The sequence below is a fragment of the Aeromonas fluvialis genome (assembly GCF_000819885.1).
GTDB lineage: Bacteria > Pseudomonadota > Gammaproteobacteria > Enterobacterales > Aeromonadaceae > Aeromonas > Aeromonas fluvialis.
Map to the genome: position 1 here is coordinate 14,390 of NZ_CDBO01000060.1, position 23,246 is coordinate 37,635.

The window sequence follows — 23,246 nt, forward strand, 5'->3', positions numbered from 1 at the left end:
ACTCGGGGAGGCATATGGCCTCCCCGCGCGCGTCAGTCCGCCACCGGGGTCAACCAGCCCCACTTGTCCTCGGTCTGGCCGTTGAACAGGCCGAAGAAGGCGTTCTGCAACTGCTCGGTTACCGGACCGCGACAGCCGGCGCCCACCTGCATCCGATCCACGGAGCGCACCGGCGTCACCTCGGCCGCGGTGCCGGTCATGAAGATCTCGTCCGCCACATAGAGCGCCTCGCGGGGCAGCGCCTGCTCGCGCACCTCGTAACCGAGATCGCGGGCCAGCGTCATGATGGTGTCACGGGTGATGCCGGGCAGGATGGCGGCGGTGGCGGGCGGGGTGAACAGCACGCCATTCTTCACCAGAAACAGGTTCTCCCCCGCCCCTTCGCTCAGGTAGCCGTTCACGTCCAGTGCCAGCCCCTCGGCGAAGCCGTTGCGCTTGGCCTCGCGGCTGATCAGCTGGGATGACAAATAGTTGCCGCCCGCCTTGGCGCCGGTGGGGATGGTGTTGGGGGCGAGCCGATTCCAGGAGGTGACGCACACGTCTACCCCGTTCTTGAGCCCCTCTTCGCCGAGATAGGCGCCCCACGGGATGGCCGCAACGATCACGTCGGCCTTGGCATCCTTGGGAGGATGCAGGCCAAGGCCCACGTTACCGATGAAGGCCAGCGGGCGCAGGTAGCCACTCTTGAGATCGTTCTCGCGCACCACGGTGCGGCAGGCTTCGTTGATCTCGGCCTCGTTGTAGGGGACCTCCATCCAGTAGATCTTGGCGGAGTCGAACAGGCGGCGGGTGTGCTCCTGCAGGCGGAAGATGCAGGTGCCTCTGGGAGTATCGTAAGCGCGCACCCCTTCAAACACCGAAGAGCCGTAGTGCAGGGCGTGGCTCATCACATGCACCTGGGCATCTTGCCAGGGCACCAGTTTGCCGTTGAACCAGATGTATTGTGGGTGAGTGGCGGATTGGGAAGGCTGTGACATTGGCTTGGCTCCTTAAGCTCTGATCCGGGGTTGCTGTTCCAGTGCATCGACCCGGCAGACGTCCACCAGCTTCACCAACTGGCTCCACAACTGCTGGATGGGACGCACCGACTCGACAGTAACCGTGATCCGCAGCTGTTGGCAATCCTGCTCCATATTCAATGCGCAGAGATTGAAGCCACGGTGACGCACCACCCGCAGTACTCGCTCCATCACTTCGGGTCTGGGCTGGGCGTGGATATGCAGGGTGTGTTGTGCAAATGCTGGCTGTGCATGGGTCTGCGGGTTCATGGGCGTTGCTCCATCATCTTGTGGTTGGCGACTCCCGGCGGAACCAGGGGCCAGACGTTTTCTTCCTCTGAAATAGCCACATGCAGCAGATAGGCACCCTTGCTTGCCAGCAGGCGATCGAGGGCACCGGCGATCTGCGCCTTGCATGTGATGGTTTCGCCCGGGATGCCGAAAGCGGCAGCCAGTGCGACAAAATCGGGATTGTCGGAGAGGATGGTCTCGCTGTAGCGGCCATCGAAGAACAACTCCTGCCACTGGCGCACCATGCCGAGGCGCTGGTTGTCCAGCAGTACCATCTTCACCTTGAGCTGGGCGCGGCGGATGGTGCCGAGCTCCTGCACATTCATCATGAAAGATCCGTCACCGCTCACCAGTACCACCTCATCTTGCGGACGCGACATCTTGGCGCCGATGGCGGCGGGCAGACCAAAACCCATGGTGCCGAGACCGGCGCTGGAGAGGTGGTTGCGCGGGCTGGTGAAGCGCATGTGCTGGGCCACCCACATCTGGTGCTGACCCACGTCACAGGCCACCACGCTGGTCTCCGGCAGGCGGGCAGAGAGCTGCTTGAGCAGAGCCGGGGCATAGATGGCCTGACCCGGATGGTCATAGCGAAACGCATATTCGCGGGCCATGGCGGCGCAGTGCTCACGCCATGGGTCGATCGCGAGGGACATGGTAAGGCGCGGCAACACCTGTTTGAGATCCTGGGTGATACCCACCTCGGCGGCGCGGCGCTTGCCGAACTCGGCGGCGTCCACATCGAGATGGATCACCTTGGCCTCGGGGGCAAACTCCTCCAGCTTGCCGGTCACCCTGTCGTCAAAACGGGCACCCACCACCAGCAGCAGATCGCACTGCTGCACCGCATAGTTGGCCGCCTTGGTGCCGTGCATGCCGAGCATGCCAAGGTAGACGGCGCTGTCGGGGTCTAGTGCACCAATCCCCTTGAGGGTGGTGACTGCGGGCATACCGGTGACGGCAGCAAACTCGCGCAGTTGCTGCTCGGCATTGGCCATGCCCACCCCGCCACCGACATAGAGCACCGGGCGCTCGGCGGCGGCGATCAGGGTACGGGCAGCCGCCAACTCGGAGGGATTGAGCGCCTCCGGTTCCTCCACCGCAAACAGCGGACTCTGGGCCGGCGCGGTTGCCAGTTGCACATCCTTGGGCAGATCGATCAGTACCGGGCCCGGTCGCCCTTCACTGGCGATCACAAAGGCCTCGGCAATGACCCGTGGCAGATCCGCCACGTCCGTCACCATAAAGGAGTGCTTGGTACAGGAGAGGGACATGCCGAGCACGTCGACCTCCTGAAACGCGTCGGTGCCGATGGCGGCACAGGGCACCTGGCCACTGATGGCCACCAGCGGCACCGAATCGAGCAGCGCCTCCGCCAGACCGGTCACCAGATTGGTGGCGCCAGGGCCGGAGGTGGCGATGCAGACCCCCACCTGACCGGAGGCGCGGGCATAACCCACCGCCGCCATGGCGGCGCCCTGCTCGTGGCGGCAGAGCTGATGGGCCAGACCACCGTCGTACAGGGCATCGTAGACCGGCATGATGGCCCCGCCCGGGTAACCAAACACCTGGGTCACACCCTGTTTCTTGAGAGCCTGTACCAAAAACTGCGCGCCGTTCATGTGAAAAATCCTGTCCTTTGGTCGAAAAAAAACCCCCGGGCCGTGAGGCTCGGGGGTCGCTTGTTTCGTTCTGTCCGGTGGTGGGTCTATCCCTTGTTCCGTGCAGCTAAACGATCCCCGAGCGGTGAGACAATAATCACCACTAGGACCACAATAATGCTGACGAAACGGGAGGCCATGTTCATAGTTACAACCGGAAATCCTGTGAAATTGGGACGGTTTGCACCGCGAATGGCTAATAGAACTAGCACGGTGATGTTTATTGGGCAAGCCTTTTTTCTGTGACAACCCACTAATTTTGGCTATTCCACAGCCGGAACTCTGGAATAAAAAACCAATAACAAGCAGTTAGTCAGAACATATATCAACTCAAGGACGGGATTTATGTCATTAGCTGTGGTTTATAGCCGTGCCAGCCTCGGGATCGCGGCCCCGCAAGTGACGGTGGAAGTTCACCTCTCCAACGGCCTGCCGGCCTTCAACATGGTGGGCTTGCCGGAAACCTCGGTGAAAGAGTCGCGGGATCGGGTGCGCAGCGCCCTGCTCAACGGCAATTTCGAGTTCCCGAGTAAACACATCACGGTCAATCTGGCCCCCGCCGATCTACCCAAGGAGGGAGGGCGTTTCGATCTGGCTATCGCCATCGGCATTCTCGCCGCTTCCAAGCAGATACCCGCAAAATACCTGCTCGATCACGAATTTTTGGGGGAACTGGCCCTGACCGGAGAAATTCGTCCCGTGCTCGGCGTGCTGCCCGCCGTGCTCGCCTGCCGCGACGCCGGACGCACCCTGCTGGTACCGCGAGAGAATGGCCCCGAGGCCTCCCTTATTCAGGATGCCGAGGTGCGCACCGCCCACCAACTGCTGGCCGTCACCGCCTGGCTGGCAGGCCAGTACGAGCTGCCGCTGCCTGACCCACAAAGCACAGAGAGCCTGCCCGATGTACCGGATCTGCAAGATGTGATCGGTCAGTCCCAGGCCAAGCGGGCGCTGGAGATCGCCGCCGCTGGTAGCCACAACCTGCTGTTTATCGGCCCGCCCGGCACCGGCAAGAGCATGCTGGCCAGCCGCCTGCCCGGCATTCTGCCGCCGCTGAGCGAGCAGGAGGCGCAGCAGACCGCCGCCATCCACTCCATCGGGGGCCTCACCCCGCGGGCTGGTCACTGGCACCACAGACCCTATCGCACGCCGCACCATAGCGCCTCGTCGGTGGCGCTGGTGGGAGGTGGCAGCCACCCGCGTCCCGGCGAGATCTCGCTGGCCCACAACGGGGTGCTGTTCCTCGACGAGCTGCCCGAATTCGAGCGCAAGGTGCTCGACTCCCTGCGCGAGCCGTTGGAGACGGGCCATATCACCATCAGCCGGGCCGCCCGTCAGGTGGATTTTCCTGCCCGCTTCCAGCTGGTGGGCGCCATGAATCCCAGCCCCTGCGGCCACTATGGTGACGGTCAGACCCGCTCCAGCCCGGATCAGATCCTGCGTTACCTCAGCAAACTCTCCGGCCCCTTCCTCGACCGCTTCGACCTGACGGTGGAGGTGCCACTGCTGCCCAAGGGGAGCCTGACCGGCAAGGCGGAGCGGGGGGAGTCGAGCCAACAGATCCGCGATCGGGTGCTGGCGGCACGGGAGCGCATGCTGAGCCGCAACGGCAAGCTCAACAACCTGCTGGATAGCCGTGAGATAGAGGATATTTGCCACTTATCGCCACAAGATGCCGAATTTTTGGAGAGTGCCATCCAGAAGCTGGGGCTCAGCATCCGGGCCTGGCACCGCATCCTGCGGGTGTCGCGCACCATTGCCGATCTGGCAGGGCAGCCAGCCATTTGCAAAGAGCATCTTATCGAGGCGCTCGGCTATCGCGCCATGGATCGGCTTCTGTCGCGACTACGCAGCAGCTGACAGAAGTGAAAGGGTGAGTCCGCCCCGTAACGGCTCTTAATGGTCTCACGGGCCATCGGCTGATATTATGGCCACAGATCTGACCACTTGATGGCCCTTTATCGACAGCAAGACGGACCCGACTCATGCCCAACAAGCTGACAGAGCGACTGCGCGGCAGCCTCTCCACCCTGCTCTATTTTTGCAACACCCTCTTCTGGTTTGTCCCCATCTTCTCGCTGGGCCTGCTCAAGCTCCTGCTCCCCCTCAAGGAGTGGCGCACCCTCTGCAACTGGCTGCTGGATGGCTGTGCCAGTTGCTGGATCGGTTTCAACAATCTGATCCAGAAAACCATCATCAGGACCCCTTTCGAGGTGGTCGGAGTGGACAAAGGGCGCCGGAATGAGTGGTATATGGTAATTGCCAACCATCAATCCTGGGTCGACATACTGGTATTGCAGCGGGTTTTTAACCAAAAAATCCCCTTCCTGAAGTTTTTTCTCAAGAAAGAGCTGATTTGGGTACCTTTTCTCGGTCTGGCATGGTGGGCGCTCGACTTCCCCTTCATGCGGCGATATTCCAGAAAATTTCTGGAAAAATATCCCCATCTGAAGGGAAAAGACATAGAAACAACCCGTAAAGCCTGTGCCAGGTTCCGCCACATTCCGGTGAGTGTGATGAACTTCGTCGAAGGCACCCGCTTCACCCAGGGCAAACATCAGAAGCAGGGTTCGCCTTATCGTCACCTGCTCCACCCGAAAGCAGGCGGCATCGCCTTTACCCTGGCAGCCATGGGTGACCAGTTGCATCAACTGGTGGATGTCACCATCGCCTATCCGGACGGCATCCCCAGCTACTGGGACTTCATGTGCGGCCGGGTCGGGCAAATCAAGGTTCAGGTCCGCTATTTGCCGATCGACCGCAAGCTGGTGGGGGATTACTTCAATGACCCCGAGTTTCAACAAGAGTTTCAACAGTGGTTGAACGGGATCTGGCACGAGAAGGACCAGACCCTGAGCCAACTGCTGGCAACCAAGGCGCAGTAAACATTCATGCTATCCCTGCTTCCCGGCCCGCTGGTGCTGATCATCAGCGCGGGCCTGACCATCCTGTTCACCGCCTTGTGCGCCAGCTTGATCCTGCTGGTGTCGCTGGCCAAACTGCTGCTGCCGATCCCGGCCTTTGGCCGCGCCTGCAGCCGCCTCAACAACCGCTTCATGGGTCTGTGGCTGGCCTGCAACGCACTGGTGATCCGTCTCACCACCCGCATCGACTGGCAGGTGGAGGACAATACCCGGTTACGTAATGATGGCTGGTATCTCATCATCAGCAACCACATGAGCTGGACCGATATCGTGGTGCTCGGCCACCTGTTCCGAGATAGGCTGCCAGTGCCCAAGTTCTTCATGAAGCACGAGCTCATCTACATCCCGCTGCTGGGGCTCGCCTGCTGGGGGCTCGATATGCCCTTTATGCGCCGCTATTCGCGAGAATTTCTGTTGCGAAATCCGCACCTGCGCGGCAAGGATATCGAGACCACCCGCAACGCCTGCGAGAAGTTTCGCCACATCCCCACTACCGTCATCAACTTTGTGGAAGGAACCCGCTTCACCGAGCAGAAACGGGATGCGGCCCGCTCCCGCTATCGTCACCTGATGCCGCCCAAGGCGGCGGGGCTGGCCTTCACACTGGCGGCCATGGGCGAACAGTTCGACAGCCTCATCAACGTCACCATCCGCTATCCGGACAACGCCGAGACCCCGTTCAAGGACTTCCTGATGGGGCGGGTAAAACGCATTCAGGTGCGGATCGAGGAGCTGCCGGTGGATGAGGCGCTGATTGGGGATTACTTCAACGACAAGCAGTTCAAGCGCGGTTTTCAGGAGTGGCTAAACCAGCGCTGGCAGGAGAAGGACGAGGTGCTGGAGGGGTGGCAGAGCGGTCAGTCACCGCTGCCAGTTGCCGCCAAATCCGGGGAGGAATCCAAAGAGAGTGCCGAGGCCAACTCGGCCAACTGATCTTCGGAAAAGACCACAATCCCGTGGCGGCGCAGCAGGGCAGTGGTCTTGCCCTCGCCCGCCACAGAAACACCTTCAAAGCGGCCGTTATAGATACGGCCGCTGCCACATGAGGGGCTCCCCTCTTTCAGCAGGGCGAAGCGAATGCCCTGCGCCTGACAAATAGCCAACGCCAGCTCGGCGCCGCGATCAAACTCTTCAGTCACATCCAGCCCGCTCACCATCACTACCAGCTCGCCCTGCCGCTCGGCAGGAGGGCGTGGGGTCGGCAGACCGCCCGCCACTTCGGGGCAGAAGGCCAGCACCCGTCCTTCGGCTCCCAGCGCACTCAGCCAGTCGCTGACGATCCCCTTGCTCTGACCGTCGTAACGCACCGGCTGACCCAGCAGACAGGCGCTAACTAAAACCTTCCCCCTCATACTTCTGCTCTATGAATTTTATTGAACCCAACCCATCCGGAATTTCTTGCTGTTTCAATAATGAAATCCATGTCTATCAAATCACCATCGGACAATAATTCTTCACTCATTTCTACAGAACAATAAAAGCACTGTTCATTGTCTGCCCACCCTACAGTCGCTAGTGTGTAGACTTGCATATCTTCATGCAAACGGAGCCCAACAAATGGAACGAAGGGCAAGCTAAGCTCTTTGGCGCCAGCACAAAAACAGGTTTTATCCACATCTCGCACAATTAGCGAAAGTTTCACTTTGTAATTCATAGCAACAACGCTCTCTCTTTTACGCTTCCGCTCCGTGCATCACCTGATCGAACATCACGCAGCAGGGGCTCTCCAGCCGGTAGAGGATGGCGGGGCGCTGTTTGCCGGTGCGCTTGCGGCCGGTATCCACCAGAATGTCGGCGCGATGGATCCGCTTGCGAAATGCTGCCGTATTCATGGGGGTTTGCAGGATGATTTCGAAGGCGCGCTGCACCTCTGAGAGGGTAAATTCCGTCCCCAACAGTTGCAGTGGCAAGGTGCTGTAGCGGCTCTTGATCCGCAGCCGCTCCAGCCCTCTGGTGATGAGTTGGGGATGGTCGAAGGCGAGGCTGAGGTCGGGCAAGGCCGAAAGCGGGTGCCAGCAGCCCCTGCTCACCCCGGCATCAGGATCCACCAGGCAGAGATAGACCAGGGTAGTGGACCAGCCGCGGGGATCCCGCTCCAGATTGCCGAGGGTGCAGACCTGCTCGCTGTAGCAGTGACCTAGCCCCCACTCCGCCAGCAGGCGGCGCTGGGCGGCGTGCAGATCCCGATCCCGGGTCTCGTCGATGCGCAGCGCCGGCAGTTGCCAGCAGTGGGCAAAGGGGGGGTGATCGCGGGTCTCGAGCAGCAGCTCGAGCCGCTCCTCATGCAACCGCAGCACCACCATATCCAGACTCATTCTCAGCATGCCGATCGCCCTGCTCGCCTTCCATTAATGTTTGGTAGATAATATCACACGAATAGTATGTGTAGGAGCCAATCATGGGAACCGTCGCCAGCCTGGATATTGATGCGCAGAAGGGCTTTACCCCCCTCTGCCCGAACGAACTGCCCGTCGCGGGCGGTGATGCTATTGTGGCTGCGCTTAACGCCCAGGCCACCCTCGCCACGCTGCGTGCCGGCAGCAAGGATGCCCACCCCGCCAACGCAGTCTGGGCCGTCAGCGAGCCCGCGCGTATGCTGCAGCCGCTGGATCTGGCCAACGCCGATCTCACCTGGCCGGTGCACTGCGTGCCGGGCAGCAAAGGGTTCGAGCTGCTCGATGGCCTGCCTGCCCCCATCGACTATGACTTCTTCGTCTGGAAGGGGGTCGAGCCGGATCTGCACCCCTATGGCACCTGCTTTCACGATCTGGCCGAGCGGCGCAGCACCGGGCTCATCGAATTCCTGCAAGCGCGCCAGGTCGACACCGTACTGGTCGGCGGCCTCGCCACCGACTACTGTGTCAAAACCAGCGTGCTGCAACTGCGCCGCGCCGGTTTCCGGGTGATCGTCCATCTCGATGCCTGCCGTGGCATCGCGCCCGCGACGGTTGCCAGCGCCCACACCCAGATGATCGAGGCTGGCGCCGAGCTGGCCCAGACCCTGATCGATGTACAACGCCTGCTGGACGCCTGATATGCCACCCATCCTTACCCGCCAACCCGATACCGGTGCCTGCGTTCTACATATGCGGCTGGCGTTCGCCCGCCTGCGGGGAGCCTGATATGCCACCGATTCTTACCAGCCTGCTCGACACCGACGCCTACAAACTGCATATGCAGCAGGCGGTGTTCCATCGCTATCCGGATGCCGAGGTGGTAGCCGAGTTTCACAGCCGCAATGAAGAGGATCTGCTGCCCATGATGGGGCAGATCGAGGAGCAACTGCGCCTGGCCGGAACCCTACGACTGACCAAGCCAGAGCTCGATTTTCTGGCCGAGCGCCCCTTCTTCACCCCTGACTACCTCGACCACTTGCGCCGCAAGCCGCTCGATGCCTCCCTGCTCAAGGTGTTCGAGCAGGATGGCCGCATCAATGTGCGGGTCGAGGGCCCCTGGCAGGATGTGATCCTGTGGGAGATCCCGGTGCTCGCCATCATCAGCGAGATGCGCAACCGCTTCCGCTACCCCCAGTTCGGCGTCAGCCAGGCGCTTGATCGGCTCGATCAGAAGATCGACAAGCTGGAGCGTGAGCTGAGCAGCGACGAGATGAGCGAGTTCAACCTCATCGACTTCGGCACCCGTCGCCGCTTCTCCCACGCGGTACAGGATGCCGTGGTGGGCCGCCTCAAGGAGCGGCTGCCAGCGTTTCGCGGCACCAGCAACTATATGCTGGCCCAGAAGTACAAGCTGCCCGCGGTCGGCACCCAGGCCCACGAGTGGTTTCAGGCACACCAGCAGCTCGGCTTCCCGCTGGAGCACAGCCAGCGCGCCGCCCTCACCAGCTGGCTGGACGAGTTCACCGACCATCTCGGCATCGCCCTGACTGACTGCATCACCATGGATGCCTTCCTGCGCGACTTCGACTTCGAGCTGGCCAGCAGCTATCAGGGGTTGCGCCACGACTCCGGCGATCCCGTGGTGTGGGGCGAGAAGGCGATCAGCCACTATCAGCATCTCGGCATCGACCCTGCCGACAAGACGCTAGTCTTCTCCGACGGGCTCAACCTCGACAAGGCGGTGCAGCTGTTCCGCCACTTCCGCGGTCGCATCAACACCAGCTTCGGCATCGGCACCAAGCTCACCTGCGATCTGCCCGGCGTCAGCCCGATGAACATCGTCTTCAAGCTGATCGAGTGCAACGGCGGCCCGGTCGCCAAGATCTCCGACAGCCCAGGCAAGACTCTCTGCCGGGATGCGGAGTTTATCCGCAACCTCAAGCAGGCCTTCCACGTCGGGGTCTGATCTTCCCGAACACCAGAAAACAAAAAGCCCGCCGGTTTGCACCGGCGGGCTTTTTTCATCGGGTTACTCTGGATCAGTCTTTCTTGGCCAGCAGGAACTGCACCAGCTGGTTGAACTGTTCCTGGGAGGTGATGGATTCAATCTTCACCATGTACTTGCCGTTCACCAGGAAGGCCGGTACACCGCGAATGTTATAGCTCTCGGTGTTGCGATCGAACTGGGAGACCATGCCGGAGACGGCAAAGCTGTCGACGGCACCGTCAAACTCTTCAGCCGGTACACCGTTATCCACGAAGATCTGCTTCACATCGTCACGGCTCATCGGCGGCTGACGCTGGGTGTGGATCTTGGTGAAGATGGCCGGAGTCAGCTTGGCTTCGGCGTTAAGCAGGCTGGCGACGGCGTAGGCACGCTGCATCTCGGGGCCCATTTCGCGGCCGAGGAAGGCAACCGGGTTCTTCTTGAGGGGCACACCCTCTGGCAACCCAGCCTTCAACTGTTCAACGATCGGCTCGAAGGTGGCGCAGTGCGGGCAGTAGTAGGAGAAGAACTCCGTCACTTCCGGCTGGGCGGTACCAGTCTGCTTGACCACATCATAGTTGACGCCTTCCTTGAACTCGGGGGCGGCGTGAACCATGGGCATCATCAGCATGGTAGCGAGGAAAAATAGAATTTTTTTCATGATGTTTCCTGTTAAGGGATCACTGTGAGGCACGCCCGGCGAACCGAAGCGTTGCCAAGCCTATTGTTTCGCCATGCTGACGTCAATGGTCAGGGCCGGAGAATCGAGCCCCGTTTGCCGTACAATATCCCTTCAATTTCACCGATTTGGCATCAGGCTCAGTGGTCGCGCCTTCAACGCTTCCAGCAGCGCGTACCGTTGGCGGGACGATCTACTGGCCACCGGATAAGCTACCACCCTGGCATCAGGGTCAGCGGTGGTGCCTTCAGAGCCTCCAGCTGATCGTGCAGGGTCGCTATCTGCTGGCGCCAGTAGTGATCGGTATTGAACCAGGGGAAGTGACGGGGAAAAGCGGGGTCTTCCCAGCGCCGCGCCAACCACGCCATGTAGTGAACGATGCGCATCGCCCGCAGCGGCTCGATGAGCGCCAGCTCCCGTGGGTCGAACGCCATAAACTCCTCGTAGCCCGCCAGCAGGGTGTCGAGCTGGATCTGCTGCTCGTGGCGTTCGCCGCTCAACATCATCCAGAGATCCTGAATCGCGGGGCCGGTGCGGCAATCATCGAGGTCGACAAACAGGGGGCCATCGCGCCACAGGATGTTGCCCGGGTGACAGTCGCCATGCAGCGAGATCTGCGCCACATCGAGCGTCATGGCGTCGCTGACATGTTTGATCAGCTCGTCGAGCACCCCGAAGAAGGACTTGGCCAGCCCGCTCGGCAGCCATTCGCCGGACGCCAACAGCTGACGCGGTTCGTGCAGCATGCTCTCCACATCGAGCCGCACCCGATGGTGAAACGGCTTGCTGGCACCAATCTGGTGGATGCGACCGAGGAAACGCCCCACCCACTCCAGCTGGTCGAGGTTATCCACCTCGAACTGACGACCACCGACGCTCTGCCAGATGGCAAAGGGGTAACCCTCGTGCTCCAGCAGGGTCTCGCCTGCGAAAGCGAGCGGTGCGGCGACCGGGATCTCCGCCTCTGCGAGACGGGCGGCAAACTCGTGTTCCTCGAGGATCTGGGCCCGACTCCAGCGGCCGGGACGGTAGAACTTCACCACATAGCGGCGACGATCCTCATCCTGAAACTGGTAGACCCGGTTTTCGTAGCTGTTGAGCTCGATAAGGCCGGAGTCGAGCCGTAGGCCGCTGAGATCGAGCGCATCCATGATGAGGTCGGGATTGAGGTCGGAATAGTTGAAACGCATGTCATCCACCATAAGAAAGGGGTGCCGTTGCGCCCCATTCTATCACTACTGACCGCCGTTGCCGTGCATGGCTGTGCGCCAGGCCGCTACAACCGACTGATAAACTTGCTGCCCTGGCGCAGGTTGCCTTTGCCGTCGTCGGGGGCCGCGCCTTCCCGCTTGAGCACGAACTGGATATCCAGCGTCGGCCGCGTCAGGTTATAGGGATCGACCGCCAGACTGACCGGCAGGGTGTAGATCTCGCCCGCCTTCAGGGTCACTTCACGGGGGCCGAACCATTGATACTCGGGCAAGCCCTCCACATCCAGCTGGTAGGTCTGGGGCTGCAGGGTCTTGTTGAGGATCTTGAGGGTGTAGGTGTTCTCGATAAGCCCCTCGCTGTTCTCGCGGAACAGCTGGTTGCGATCCCGCAGGATATCGAGCCCCATCGGCATGATGGACATGGCGTTGTAGACAAACACCCCCAGCATCACCGCCATCACCAGCCCGTAGCCAATCAGCTTGGGTCGCGCCACATGGGTGGAGTCGCTGGCCAGCTTGTGCTCTGTGGTGTAGCTGATGAGTCCTTTCGGATAATCCATCCGTTCCATGGTCTGGTCGCAGGCATCGACGCAAGCACCGCAGTTGATGCACTCATACTGCAGGCCGTCGCGGATATCGATCCCGGTCGGGCAGACCTGCACGCAAAGATCGCAGTCGATGCAGTCACCCAGCCCCAGCGCCTTGGGATCGGCCTTGCGGGAGCGGGCACCACGGGTCTCGCCACGCTTGGTGTCATAACCGACGATGAAGGTGTCCTTGTCGAACATGGCGGACTGGAAACGGGCGTAGGGGCACATATGGATACACATGATGGCGCGCATCCAGCCTGCATTGCCGTAAGTGCAGATGGTGAAGAAGAGTACCCAGAACAGCACCCAACCACCGGCCTGCAGGGTGAAGAAGTCCGGCACCAGTTCAGTCACATCCTGGAAGTAGGCGACGAACGTCAGACCGGTCACCAGCGAGATCGCCAGCCAGGCCAGATGCTTGGCCCCCTTGCGAGCCAGCTTCTCGCCGCTCCAGGGCGCCTCGTCCAGCTTGCGCCGCTTGTTGGCGGGCCCTTCCAGCTTCTCTTCAAACCAGATGAACATGAAGGTCCAGACAGTCTGCGGGCAGAGATAGCCGCACCAGACTCGACCGAGGAAGGTTGTGACAAAGAAGAGGGCGAAGGCGGCAATCATGAAGATCCAGGCAAGCAGGGTCAGATCCTGCGGCCAGATGGTGGCGCCAAAGACATGGAACTGTTGGTGACCCAGGTCGAACAGTACCGCCTGGCGCCCCTCGTAACGCAGCCAAGGCAGTAGCACGAACAGCGCTACAAAGAACCAGCCCATCCCCTTGCGCACCCGCTGCCAGTAGCCTTTCTGGGCCCGCACATAGATGCGGTTGCTCGGGTTGAATCTGTCGTCGCTGGCTTTGAACGTGTTGGGGTTGAAGGTCCCGGTTACGCCCTTGTCGGTGACGTCCTTGATATCGATTTTATCGTGGTCGGCCATTGCAACACATCGCTCCCTTATTTGTTATGGAGCGGATTATATCTTAAACGGCATGCTAATTGTGTGGATTAGATGTATCTAATATTGGCGTTCGATCGCAATTATCGGTAACAAAAAAGGCGTTTCGCCCATTGACGAAACGCCTTTAAAGAGATTCCACTGAAACCAGAACAGGTGTCCAGCAGATCGCCCGGGGTCACTTGATGCCGCGTGCCTTGAGCAGGGCTTCCTTGAAATCAGGCACATGATCCTTGGCCAGACCGGGGATCATCGCCTGCTTGTCGGATTCCCGCATTTTGAGGTGATAGATCAGCATGTCGTCAGTCAGATCGGACAAGGCGCCATCATAGCCAGCTTCTGCCGCCAGTTTGGCAACAAACTGCACCAGGCTGAGATCCTGTTCCTTGATCCAGGCGGGCTGCAACAACTCCAGCAGCTCTTCGATACGATGACATTGCATAGACAACCTCTTTAATCTGTCACGTTAAACTCAGGCAACCTTACCCATCAAGGCTACTTCGATTCGATCCCGCCCATTATGCTTGGCCTGATAGAGGGCCGCATCCGCTTTTTGGATCAAATCGGCGATTTTCATGGTGTTGTCCGGGATCAGAGTGGCAACACCAAAGCTACATGTGACCCGACCGGATACCAGTGATTTCTGGTGTGGAATGGCCAGCTCCTTGAGCGCCTGCCGCACGTTGTCCGCCACCTGCAACGCCCCCTGCATGCCAGTGCAGGGCAGCAGCAGGGCGAACTCCTCGCCCCCGTAGCGAGCAGCCAGATCGTCCTCCCGCCGCTCCACCTCCGCCAACAAACCTGCCACCTGTTGCAGGCAGTCATCCCCCAGCTGATGGCCATAGAGGTCGTTGAACTGCTTGAAGTAATCCACGTCCACCAGCACCAGCGACAACGGCGCTCGGGCACGATGACAGCGGCGCCAGGCCCGCTCCAGAGAGTCGTCGAGATGGGCGCGGTTGGCGATGCCGGTCAGGCCGTCGAGGCGGGAGGTGAGGCGCAGATGTTCGGAGACCGCCTTCAGTTCGGCCACCAATTCGGCGTTGGAGAAACGGTGGTGGAGCGAGGCGATCTGATCCCGCCGCATCCGGCGCAACAGGGTCGGCAGAAAGACAAACAGATAGCCCGCCAGCATGCAGGAGACGATCTGCTCCTGCTCGTTGCCATTGCCCAGCTCGAACAGCATCGCCATACCCAGCGGCAGGGCGGAACCATAGAGGGTGCGGCGACTGCCAAACAGCATGATGGCGCTGCCGGTCAGAATGAGGCTGGAGAGCATCATCATGGCGGCCCGGTAGGTATCGGGCAACTTGTCCATGTAGAGCAGCACCCCGAGGGCCCAGATGATGGAGGTGATGGTGGCTCCGATAAAGAGCTCGCGCTCCAGCACCGGCAGCGGCGTCTGCTGCAGACGGGATTGCCGCCAGCGCAGGTGCCAGCCCCGACCAAGCAGCCACAGGAAAGTCCCTGCCAGCCAGCCAAGCGCTTCGGTGGAGGGCAGATAGTCGTGAAACAGCAGACTCCAGCCGAACGCCAACACGCCCAAACAGGGAAGACTGAAGGATGCGTGAGTATAGAGCTGGGCCATGATGGCCTGCTTAACCTGGCGTGTCACACTCTGGGTCAACTGAGTACTCCTGTACATTAGCCGAGCAGTCTACCACTACCCCCTGACGGGCAACAATAAAGCGCCGGTTATTAAGAAGTTAGTCAATCACCCGTGGTTGCCCCTGTGCTGGCCAGCGAGCCCTCGCTCACCCCTTCTCCAGCTCATCGAGGATCGGACACTCGGGATTCTCGTCCCCGTGGCAGCAACAGACCAACCCTTCCAGGGAGGTAAGCATGGCCTGCAGACCGCTAATGCGCGCACGCAGATCGACGATCTTCTCCTGGGCCAGTTTCTTCACCTGGGCGCTGGTTCTGTGCTCGTCCCGATAGAGCGCCAGCAGCTCCTGACACTCCTCCAGATTGAAGCCGGTCTCCCGCGCCCGCTTGACGAAGCGCAGCTCCCGCAGCGCCCCCTCGGTGTAGCTGCGATAGCCGTTGTCACTGCGCACCGGCGCCGTGATGAGCCCTATGCTCTCGTAGTAACGGATGGTCTTGGCGGTCAGCCCCGTGGCCTTGGCAACCTTGCTGATGTTCATTTATGTCTCCTGACTCATCGGGTTGAATGCTGGCCCATGGGTCGCCCTGGGCTGCCAGCGTTTCAATAACAGGGAATTGCTCAATACTGTGATACTGCTCAGGGCCATGGCCGCCCCCGCCAGCTCGGGGCTGAGGTAACCCAGCGCCGCCAGCGGAATGCCGATGATATTGAACACAAAGGCCCAGAACAGATTCTGCTGAATGGTGCGCCAGGTGGCCGCCGAAATGTCGATGGCATCGGCCACCAGCCGTGGGTCAGATCGCATCAGGGTGATGGAGGCCGTCTCCATCGCCACGTCGGAGCCGGAGCCCATGGCGATGCCCACATCCGCCGCCGCCAGCGCCGGGGCGTCGTTCACCCCGTCCCCCACCATGGCCACCAGGCCGCGGGTTTGCGCTCGCAGCGCCTCGACTTTCTCCACCTTGCCGGCCGGCAACACGGAGTCAAAGGCGCCGTCCAGCCCCAGCTTGGCGGCGATATGCGCCACCGGTGCGGGGGCATCGCCGCTCACCAGCCAGCTGGCGATACCGCGCTGGCGCAGAGTAGCGATGGCTTCCGGACTTTCGGGGCGCAGGGTATCGGCCAAAGCCGCTATGCCAACCACAGCACCGTCGATGGCAACCCAAACCCGGGTTGCGCCATCGGCGGCTTGTTCATCCTGTTGCGGCGGTTCAATGCCCAGCTGGGCCAGCAGAGAGCCATTGCCGATGGCGACCCTGTGGCCCGCCACCTGACCGACAATACCGGCACCGACCCGCACCTCCACCGCTTCCGGCTGGGGCAGTGCCACTTCTGTGCCGACGGCCTCCCGCATCGCCAGTGCCAGCGGGTGTTCGCTCGCCTGCTGCAGGGCGGCGGCGAGGCGCAGCTGCTCGGCAGTGCCGCTCCAGCTCGCCAACACCGGCCGCCCCTGAGTGAGCGTGCCGGTCTTGTCGAAGATCAGCGCCTTGATGGCGTGGGCCTTCTGCAGGGTATCCACATCCTTGATCAGAATGCCGTGGCGGGCGGCCACCCCGGTGCCAGTCACGATGGCCGCCGGGGTCGCCAGGCCGAGGGCACAGGGACAGGCGATCACCAGCACCGCCACCGCCGCCAGCAGCGCCTGACCGAAATCGTTGCCGTAGGCGTACCGCGCCAGCAGGGTAAACAGGGCGATGGCCATCACCACCGGTACGAACACGGCGGAGACCTTGTCCACCAGTTGCTGCAGCGGGGCCTTGCCCATTTGGGCGCGCTCCACCAGGGCGATGATCTTGCTGAGGCTGGAGTCCTCCCCCACGGTTGTGGCTTCGATCTCCAGCACGCCGGAGCGATTGATGGCACCGCCCAGCACCTTGTCCCCCGCACTGCGCGGCACCGGCAGGCTCTCGCCGGTGAGGATCGACTCGTCCAGCTCGCTGGCACCACTCACTATCTTGCCATCCACCGGCACCCGCTCACCCACCAGCACCCGCAGCCGATCGCCGCGCAGCACCTCGTCGATGGCCACACTCTGCCACGCCTCGCCACGCCAGACGGTGGCGATATCCGGTCGCAATGCCATCAGCTCGCGAATGGCGGACTGGGTGCTGCGTCTGGCGCGCGCCTCCAGCAATTTACCCAACGAAATCAGGGTGATGATGATGGCGCTCGCCTCGAAATAGAGCTTGCCGCTGGCAGCCACGCCTAAGGTCAGCAGCAGATAGAGGCTGTAGAAGTAGGCGGCGCTGGTACCGGTGGCTACCAGCACATCCATATTGGCCGCACGATTCTTGAGGGCGAGCCAGGCGCCACGATAAAAACGGGCACCGATCCAGAACTGCACCGGGGTGGCGAGCAGCAGCTCCAGCCAGGCGGGCAGATGCCAGGGAAACAGGCCGGCCATGGCCAGCATCCCCACCAACAAGGGCAACGTCAGCAAGGCCGAGATGATGACCATGGTTTGCGCCTGACGGGCAGTGGCGGCCTCCTGCGCTTCCCGCTCCAGCAACTGCTGGCGACGGCCGTTGGCGGATCCCTGCGCCAGTTTGGCGCCAAAGCCGAGCGCCTCTATATGTTCACGCAGGGCGGCGGGGGTCTGCATCCCGGGCACCAGCTCGATGCGGGCCTGCTCGATGGAGAAATTGACCTCGGCCGAGATCACCCCGGGCAGCGCCGCCAGCATCCTGTTCAGCCGCGCCGAGCAACCGGCACAGGTCATGCCGCTGATCTGAAAGGAGATCGTCTCGCTGCCGTAGTCGTAACCCTGATCTTTGATGTGGTCGAGCACCGCGGACAGACGATCAGGGCTGGCCAGCTCGATGGCGGCCTGTTCCAGCGCGAAGTTGACGGTTGCCTGCACCCCCTCCAGCTTGTTGAGGGCTGCAGAAATACGGCTGGCGCAGTTGGCGCAACTCATTCCAGTGAGCGGCAGTTGCAGATGAATGGGGTATTGCTGTTGGTTCGTCATACTGTTCCTCCCGGGAACCCGTCGGCATCACACCACGCCGACCGGCAAACCCTAACCTTTACTGTAAGGGCAAACGCAAGCGGTTCATACCCGCTTTTTGGGGAGGTACAGGAAAAACGCGGATAAAAAATGGCGCCACCCTCGGCGAGGGTGGCGCCATCCCGTCACATCATTCAGATGCCGTACTGGGCGCGGTATGCCTTCATGGCGGCAAGCTGCACCGCCAGCTCCGGCTGCTCGGCCTGCTGCTCTTCCAGATAGGCGATGAGATCGCTCATCTGGATGATAGCGATGATGTGGGCGCCGTAGTCACGCTCCACTTCCTGAATGGCGGAGAGCTCGCCCTTGCCCTTCTCCTGACGGTCCAGCGCAATCAGTACGCCCGCCAGCGAGGCGCCGTTGGCCTGGATCAGGTCCATGGATTCGCGGATGGCGGTCCCGGCGGTGATAACGTCATCCACCAACATGACGCGCCCCTTGAGCGGGCTGCCCACCAGATTGCCGCCCTCGCCGTGATCCTTGGCTTCCTTGCGGTTGAAACACCAGGGCACATCCACATCGTGCTGCTCCACCAGCTGTACGGCGGTGGCGGACGCGATGGGGATCCCCTTGTAGGCCGGGCCAAACAGCACATCAAACTCGATGCCGGCATCCATCAGGGCGGCGGCATAGAAGCGGCCGAGGCGGGCCAGATCACGACCGCTGTTGAACAGACCGGCGTTGAAGAAGTAGGGGCTTTTACGACCGGATTTCAGGGTAAATTCACCGAATTTGAGGACCTGTTTCTCCAGGGCGAACTCGATAAATTGACGCTGGTAGGCTTTCATTCTGGCTCCTTGCTTGGCTTGTCATTTACTTGTGTGAAGGTATAAAAAAACGCGGACTAGGCCGCGTTTTTCAAATCAGAAATTCAAGAGAGTGACTGCTTCTGCAGCGCGATGATCTCTTCAATGCCGCCCTTGGCGAGCCCCAGCATCGCCAGCAGCTCCTCATGGGTGAAGGGCTCGGCCTCTGCGGTGCCCTGCACCTCGATGATGCGACCATCTTCGGTCATCACCACGTTCATGTCGGTCTCGGCGGCGGAGTCTTCGATGTACTCCAGATCGCAGATGGCTTCCCCTTCGAACATGCCGACGGAGACAGCCGCGATCATCTGCTTGAGCGGGCTCTGCTTGAGCATGCCCTTCTCGACCATCCAGTTCAGGGCATCTACCAGCGCCACGCAGGCACCGGTAATGGCCGCGGTGCGGGTGCCGCCATCGGCTTGCAGCACGTCGCAGTCAACGGTGATGGAGTGCTCGCCCAGCGCGGTCAGGTCTACTGCGGCGCGCAGGGAGCGGGCGATCAGACGGGAGATCTCCAGAGTACGGCCACTCTGCTTGCCGGAGGCCGCTTCGCGGTTCATCCGGGAGTGAGTGGAGCGCGGCAGCATGCCATATTCGGCAGTGACCCAACCCTGACCCTTTCCTTTCAGGAAGCGCGGCACGCTGGTGTCGACGCTGGCGGTGCAGAGCACGCGAGTGTTACCGAACTCCACCAGCACTGAGCCTTCTGCATGTTTGGTGAAATTGCGGGTAATGGTAACCGGGCGAAGTTGCGCGGCACTGCGATCGCTGGGACGTGACATGGAACGGACCTCTGGGCTGGCTCAAATTGGCGGGGGATTATAAGTGATCCCGCCCCAAATATCAGCCGCTAAAACCACGGCTTCGGCTGACGAGCAGGGCCGGGCTGAGTATACTGGCCGCACACTTCATCAAGCCCGGAACAATCAATGATTCACAGCATGACCGCCTACGCCCGCAAGGAATTCAAGGGCGATTGGGGCACAGCCGTTTGGGAAATTCGTTCGGTCAACCAGCGCTATCTGGAAACCTACATTCGCCTGCCGGAGCAACTGCGCAGCCTGGAGCCGGTCCTGCGTGAGCGCTTCCGCGCCAAGTTGCAACGCGGCAAGGTGGAGTGCAACCTGCGTTTCGAAGCCGCTCAAGCCGATGCAAAGCAGCTGCATATCAATGAAGAGCTGGCCAAACTGATCATCGACAGCGCCAACTGGATAATGAAAGAAGCGGGCCAGGGCCAGCTCAACCCGGTCGACGTGCTGCGCTGGCCGGGCGTCATGGCTGCCGCCGAGCAGGACATGGACGCGGTCGCCACCGAGCTGCTCGGCGGGTTCGATCAGACCATGGAAGATTTCATCGCCTCCCGCGCCAGCGAGGGTGCCAACCTCAAGAACCTGATCCAGCAGCGTCTGGATGGTATTCAGGTCGAAGTGAAGAAGGTGCGCGAGCATCTGCCGCAGATCATCGAGTGGCAGCGCCAGAAGCTCACCGACCGCCTGGCCGAAGCCAAGGTAGAGCTGGATCCGGCCCGCATCGAGCAGGAGATCGTGATGCTGGCCCAGAAGATCGACGTGGCCGAAGAGCTGGATCGTCTGGAGATGCACATCAGCGAAACCATCAAGATCATGAAAAAGGGTGGCGCCTGTGGCCGTCGTCTCGACTTTATGATGCAGGAGTTCAACCGCGAGTCGAACACCCTCGGCTCCAAGTCCATCAACGCCGACGTGACCCAGTCCGCGGTCGAGCTGAAGGTGCTGATCGAGCAGATGCGCGAGCAAATTCAGAACATCGAATAGATTTTTCACCCGCCCAAGCATCGCTTAAAAGCCCGGTATTACCTTGTGAAGAGCAGGGTAGATACCGGGCTTTTTTCATCTTCCCGGTCACATAGAGGGGCGGATGTCGGTGACAACCGACATGCCGCGCCTGCTTGTTTTGTTCGGCTTAGGTGTAATAGACCTGAAAAGCGGTCGCGCTAATCTCGGCGCGACTTGAGATGGCGCGGAGTGCCTGGCGGGCGTGAGGGGCCAACTGCCCGTCCACACGCTCAAATTTGTAGTATTGATATTCGCTCACGATGACCTTGTTATCGGTTAAGAGTGAATTGAAAGGTGTGGTCGAATAAAGGTTGGATCGCAACCTTTCGGGCGACCGGCCCCGCGTTGCTATAACGCCTCGGCTCAACCGTCACAAATCCCCAGTATTGTAAAAACCGCTCAATAAACCGTGACTCGATGATCATGGATAAGGTTTGTTCCGGCGAAAAGTAATGGTCGATCGGGATGGCCAATAGCACATCGGGAAACGCCGTCAACACCTCTTGCACCAACTCGGCGACACTGTGGTGTTGTTGCAGGCGCCACAGCATAAACACCCAAAACGTACGCACATCGACCTCGGGGGAATAGCGGTCAAGATAGGCCCAGTTATATTGGCTGACAGCAGCCGCCAGCATCGGTTTAAAAAAGGCCTGTATCCCTGCCGCCTGATACTGTTGTTGCGCGGCTTTTTTCACATGATAGCGACCGCTGCGGCGATAAATAATGCCGCTGAGTTCGGCTAACACTCTGGTGTAGTGCAGGGCATTAAAGTTGTCTTCGTTGCGGCCCGCAAACTCACAAATACCGAAGTCACACCCGCATTGCGCCACGGCAAACTCCGGCAATAACTCACCGGCCTGTTTGACCAATTTCATCGGCAAGTTGCCTTTGCTGGTGGCGTTGAATGACCCCTCTTGCGCCATGGCCTCATCAAGCATCAGGCCCAGATAGCGCATCACCGGGCTGGCAACAAGATCGTCTGGGGTGCTGATGGTGATCCACTGCAATTGATCGAACGGGGCATAAAGCCAATTGGCCATTTGGGTTGGCGTCACCCCACAAAAATCGGGATGCGGTTGATTATTACGATCCGCCATTTTGTGCTGTAACGCCACATTGAGTTCAGCCAGGCTCAAATGTGGGTTCATGGCCAACATGGCGGCGACCTCATCCTGCACGTCGGCATGCAGCTTGTCCTTGCGAGTCATACAACAACGTTTAAATTTTTTACCGCTGCCACAGGGGCAAGGATCGTTACGACCGGGTTTCATCATCAATGCCTCTTATCATAGGGTGAAGGCCAGCAAGGGTTTATCAGGCCAGGGCGCCGATGCCATATCGACTCTTGAAGCTGGCTGAGGGTCATGGGTAATCAAGTAACTATTTACAGCCAAGTATGTAATCAGATCCAGAACATCGAGTGATATTGCGCTGACTATCCGGTTGTTCCCCGTAAAAGAGCCCTTGATCATCAAGGGCTCTTTTATCCGTCATTCCGCACCTAATTTTGGCTTTTTCAGTGCTTGACGGCGATCGGCCGTTCTGATCTATTACTACTTTTTGCAGGTAGATCATCATGGCCGCTCCCGCTATCTCTATCCGTAACCTCGATCACCTTGGCTTGGTCGCCGCACTCTGCCAAGAACTGGGGATCGCCCGCATGATTGATGCTGTGCTTCCCAAAACGCCGCCTTTCAAGGTCTCACACGGTGAAGCCTTAGTCGCCATGATATTGAACGGCCTCGGCTTTCATAGCAGCACCCTGCACATGTTCCCACAATTCTTCGCTAACAAGCCGGTGGAGCGCTTGATTGGCCCCGGGATCAGTGCTGATGACCTCAATGATGATGTGCTCGGTCGCTGTCTCGATGCCCTCTTCGAAGCCGATGTCAGCACCTTGTATCAGGTAATGGCTGCGCAAGTTGTCGAGCGGTTGGGCCTCAAAAGTACGGCAGTGCACCTCGATATCACCAGCTTCCACGTCGATGGCGCCTATGACCAGGCCGATGGTGAGCAGATCGGCAAGCTGCAATTGGTACGTGGTTATAGTCGAGATCATCGGCCCGAGCTGAACCAGGTGATCCTGGAACTCATCTGTGAAAATCAGGCCGGGCTGCCCATCTATATGCAGGCCCTGAGCGGCAATAGTAACGACACCAAGGCCTTTGCCCAGACCGTACGCGGCCACTTGAGCAGCCTCAAGGCCGCGCAGGATTACCGTTATCTGGTCGGCGATGCGGCGCTGTATTGTGCCGACACCTTGCAACTGCTGGCTCAACAGCAGCAATTGTTTGTGACCCGGGTGCCTGTCACGTTGAACGAGGCCAAGCAGGCCGTGGCAACGATAGGCACCCAGTCGCTGGTTGCGCTGGGCAATGGTTATCATGG

At 60.4% G+C, this 23,246-nt stretch carries 23 protein-coding genes; 7 read left to right on the top strand and 16 right to left on the bottom strand.

Annotated features, from left to right (window positions below):
* Window positions 1-32: 32 nt before the first annotated feature.
* Genes BN1125_RS13500 through ilvG form a run of 3 tightly spaced genes read right to left on the bottom strand, consistent with a single transcriptional unit; the run spans window position 33 to window position 2,911 of the window.
* Entirely contained in the window at window positions 33-977 is a 945-nt protein-coding gene (locus BN1125_RS13500) for a branched-chain amino acid transaminase (RefSeq protein ID WP_042012853.1), read from the bottom strand.
* 12 nt (window positions 978-989) lie between these two features.
* Window positions 990-1,268 (bottom strand): acetolactate synthase 2 small subunit, encoded by a 279-nt coding sequence (ilvM, locus tag BN1125_RS13505; protein ID WP_042012854.1) that lies wholly within the window; start codon window positions 1,266-1,268, stop codon window positions 990-992.
* On the bottom strand, window positions 1,265-2,911 hold the full coding sequence (gene ilvG / locus BN1125_RS13510) for an acetolactate synthase 2 catalytic subunit (protein ID WP_042012855.1): 1,647 nt from the start codon (window positions 2,909-2,911) through the stop codon (window positions 1,265-1,267). Before ilvG ends, ilvM begins: the two co-directional genes overlap by 4 nt.
* 384 nt (window positions 2,912-3,295) lie before the next feature.
* Here ilvG and BN1125_RS13515 point away from each other — a divergent pair, with 384 nt between their 5' ends.
* The 3 genes from BN1125_RS13515 (at window position 3,296) to BN1125_RS13525 (ending at window position 6,807) form a co-directional block, all read left to right on the top strand.
* Window positions 3,296-4,810, top strand: a complete 1,515-nt coding sequence (locus BN1125_RS13515) for a YifB family Mg chelatase-like AAA ATPase (protein WP_042012856.1) — start codon at window positions 3,296-3,298, stop codon at window positions 4,808-4,810.
* A 125-nt stretch (window positions 4,811-4,935) separates the two neighbouring features.
* Window positions 4,936-5,835 carry an acyltransferase gene (locus BN1125_RS13520; protein WP_042012857.1) on the top strand — a complete coding sequence of 300 codons (900 nt, stop codon included), beginning with the start codon at window positions 4,936-4,938 and terminating at the stop codon, window positions 5,833-5,835.
* A gap of 6 nt (window positions 5,836-5,841) precedes the next feature.
* Entirely contained in the window at window positions 5,842-6,807 is a 966-nt protein-coding gene (locus BN1125_RS13525; RefSeq protein WP_042012858.1) for an acyltransferase, read from the top strand.
* Here the strand turns inward: BN1125_RS13525 and BN1125_RS13530 are convergent.
* Genes BN1125_RS13530 through BN1125_RS13540 form a run of 3 tightly spaced genes read right to left on the bottom strand, consistent with a single transcriptional unit; the run spans window position 6,732 to window position 8,198 of the window.
* Window positions 6,732-7,226 (bottom strand): 2-thiouracil desulfurase family protein, encoded by a 495-nt coding sequence (locus BN1125_RS13530; protein WP_042012860.1) that lies wholly within the window; start codon window positions 7,224-7,226, stop codon window positions 6,732-6,734. The two genes, BN1125_RS13525 and BN1125_RS13530, sit on opposite strands and share 76 nt — an antisense overlap.
* Complete coding sequence (locus tag BN1125_RS13535) at window positions 7,223-7,528, bottom strand: hypothetical protein (protein ID WP_042012861.1); 306 nt, start codon at window positions 7,526-7,528, stop codon at window positions 7,223-7,225. Before BN1125_RS13535 ends, BN1125_RS13530 begins: the two co-directional genes overlap by 4 nt.
* A gap of 19 nt (window positions 7,529-7,547) precedes the next feature.
* Window positions 7,548-8,198: an NUDIX hydrolase gene (locus BN1125_RS13540; RefSeq protein ID WP_042012862.1), complete on the bottom strand. Its 651-nt coding sequence runs from the start codon at window positions 8,196-8,198 to the stop codon at window positions 7,548-7,550.
* A gap of 74 nt (window positions 8,199-8,272) precedes the next feature.
* Between BN1125_RS13540 and BN1125_RS13545 the strand changes: the two genes are divergently transcribed.
* Window positions 8,273-8,908 carry a nicotinamidase gene (locus tag BN1125_RS13545; protein ID WP_042012865.1) on the top strand — a complete coding sequence of 212 codons (636 nt, stop codon included), beginning with the start codon at window positions 8,273-8,275 and terminating at the stop codon, window positions 8,906-8,908.
* Window positions 8,909-8,997: 89 nt separating this feature from the next.
* Window positions 8,998-10,176: a nicotinate phosphoribosyltransferase gene (gene pncB, locus BN1125_RS13550; protein ID WP_042012866.1), complete on the top strand. Its 1,179-nt coding sequence runs from the start codon at window positions 8,998-9,000 to the stop codon at window positions 10,174-10,176.
* A gap of 73 nt (window positions 10,177-10,249) precedes the next feature.
* Here the strand turns inward: pncB and BN1125_RS13555 are convergent, their stop codons facing one another.
* The 9 genes from BN1125_RS13555 to rph all read right to left on the bottom strand — a co-directional run bounded on the left by BN1125_RS13555 (window position 10,250) and on the right by rph (window position 19,823).
* Window positions 10,250-10,858 carry a thiol:disulfide interchange protein DsbA/DsbL gene (locus tag BN1125_RS13555; RefSeq protein WP_042012867.1) on the bottom strand — a complete coding sequence of 203 codons (609 nt, stop codon included), beginning with the start codon at window positions 10,856-10,858 and terminating at the stop codon, window positions 10,250-10,252.
* Between the two features lie 230 nt (window positions 10,859-11,088).
* Complete coding sequence (locus BN1125_RS13560) at window positions 11,089-12,078, bottom strand: serine/threonine protein kinase (protein ID WP_042012869.1); 990 nt, start codon at window positions 12,076-12,078, stop codon at window positions 11,089-11,091.
* A 74-nt stretch (window positions 12,079-12,152) separates the two neighbouring features.
* The gene (gene ccoG, locus BN1125_RS13565; protein WP_042012872.1) at window positions 12,153-13,604 is read right to left on the bottom strand and encodes a cytochrome c oxidase accessory protein CcoG; all 1,452 of its coding nucleotides are present in this window, start codon (window positions 13,602-13,604) and stop codon (window positions 12,153-12,155) included.
* Between the two features lie 196 nt (window positions 13,605-13,800).
* Entirely contained in the window at window positions 13,801-14,064 is a 264-nt protein-coding gene (locus BN1125_RS13570) for a YihD family protein (RefSeq protein WP_005318183.1), read from the bottom strand.
* Window positions 14,065-14,094: 30 nt separating this feature from the next.
* The gene (locus tag BN1125_RS13575) at window positions 14,095-15,249 is read right to left on the bottom strand and encodes a GGDEF domain-containing protein (RefSeq protein ID WP_042012873.1); all 1,155 of its coding nucleotides are present in this window, start codon (window positions 15,247-15,249) and stop codon (window positions 14,095-14,097) included.
* Window positions 15,250-15,376: 127 nt separating this feature from the next.
* Window positions 15,377-15,766, bottom strand: a complete 390-nt coding sequence (gene cueR / locus BN1125_RS13580) for a Cu(I)-responsive transcriptional regulator (protein WP_042012875.1) — start codon at window positions 15,764-15,766, stop codon at window positions 15,377-15,379.
* Window positions 15,767-18,196, bottom strand: coding sequence for a heavy metal translocating P-type ATPase (locus tag BN1125_RS13585; RefSeq protein ID WP_042012876.1), 2,430 nt, complete (start codon window positions 18,194-18,196; stop codon window positions 15,767-15,769).
* A gap of 173 nt (window positions 18,197-18,369) precedes the next feature.
* Window positions 18,370-19,023 (bottom strand): orotate phosphoribosyltransferase, encoded by a 654-nt coding sequence (gene pyrE / locus BN1125_RS13590; protein WP_042012877.1) that lies wholly within the window; start codon window positions 19,021-19,023, stop codon window positions 18,370-18,372.
* Window positions 19,024-19,106: 83 nt separating this feature from the next.
* Entirely contained in the window at window positions 19,107-19,823 is a 717-nt protein-coding gene (rph, locus tag BN1125_RS13595) for a ribonuclease PH (protein WP_042012880.1), read from the bottom strand.
* A gap of 147 nt (window positions 19,824-19,970) precedes the next feature.
* Between rph and BN1125_RS13600 the strand changes: the two genes are divergently transcribed.
* A complete protein-coding gene (locus BN1125_RS13600; protein WP_042012883.1) occupies window positions 19,971-20,834 on the top strand; it encodes a YicC/YloC family endoribonuclease in 864 nt (287 codons plus the stop codon).
* Between the two features lie 290 nt (window positions 20,835-21,124).
* On the opposite strand, the gene BN1125_RS13605 is transcribed toward BN1125_RS13600, so the two are convergent.
* Complete coding sequence (locus BN1125_RS13605; protein ID WP_208854239.1) at window positions 21,125-22,132, bottom strand: YecA family protein; 1,008 nt, start codon at window positions 22,130-22,132, stop codon at window positions 21,125-21,127.
* A gap of 302 nt (window positions 22,133-22,434) precedes the next feature.
* Here BN1125_RS13605 and BN1125_RS13615 point away from each other — a divergent pair.
* Window positions 22,435-23,246, top strand: an 812-nt coding sequence (locus BN1125_RS13615) for an IS1634 family transposase (protein WP_042012886.1), incomplete at its 3' end; no start/stop codon positions are given.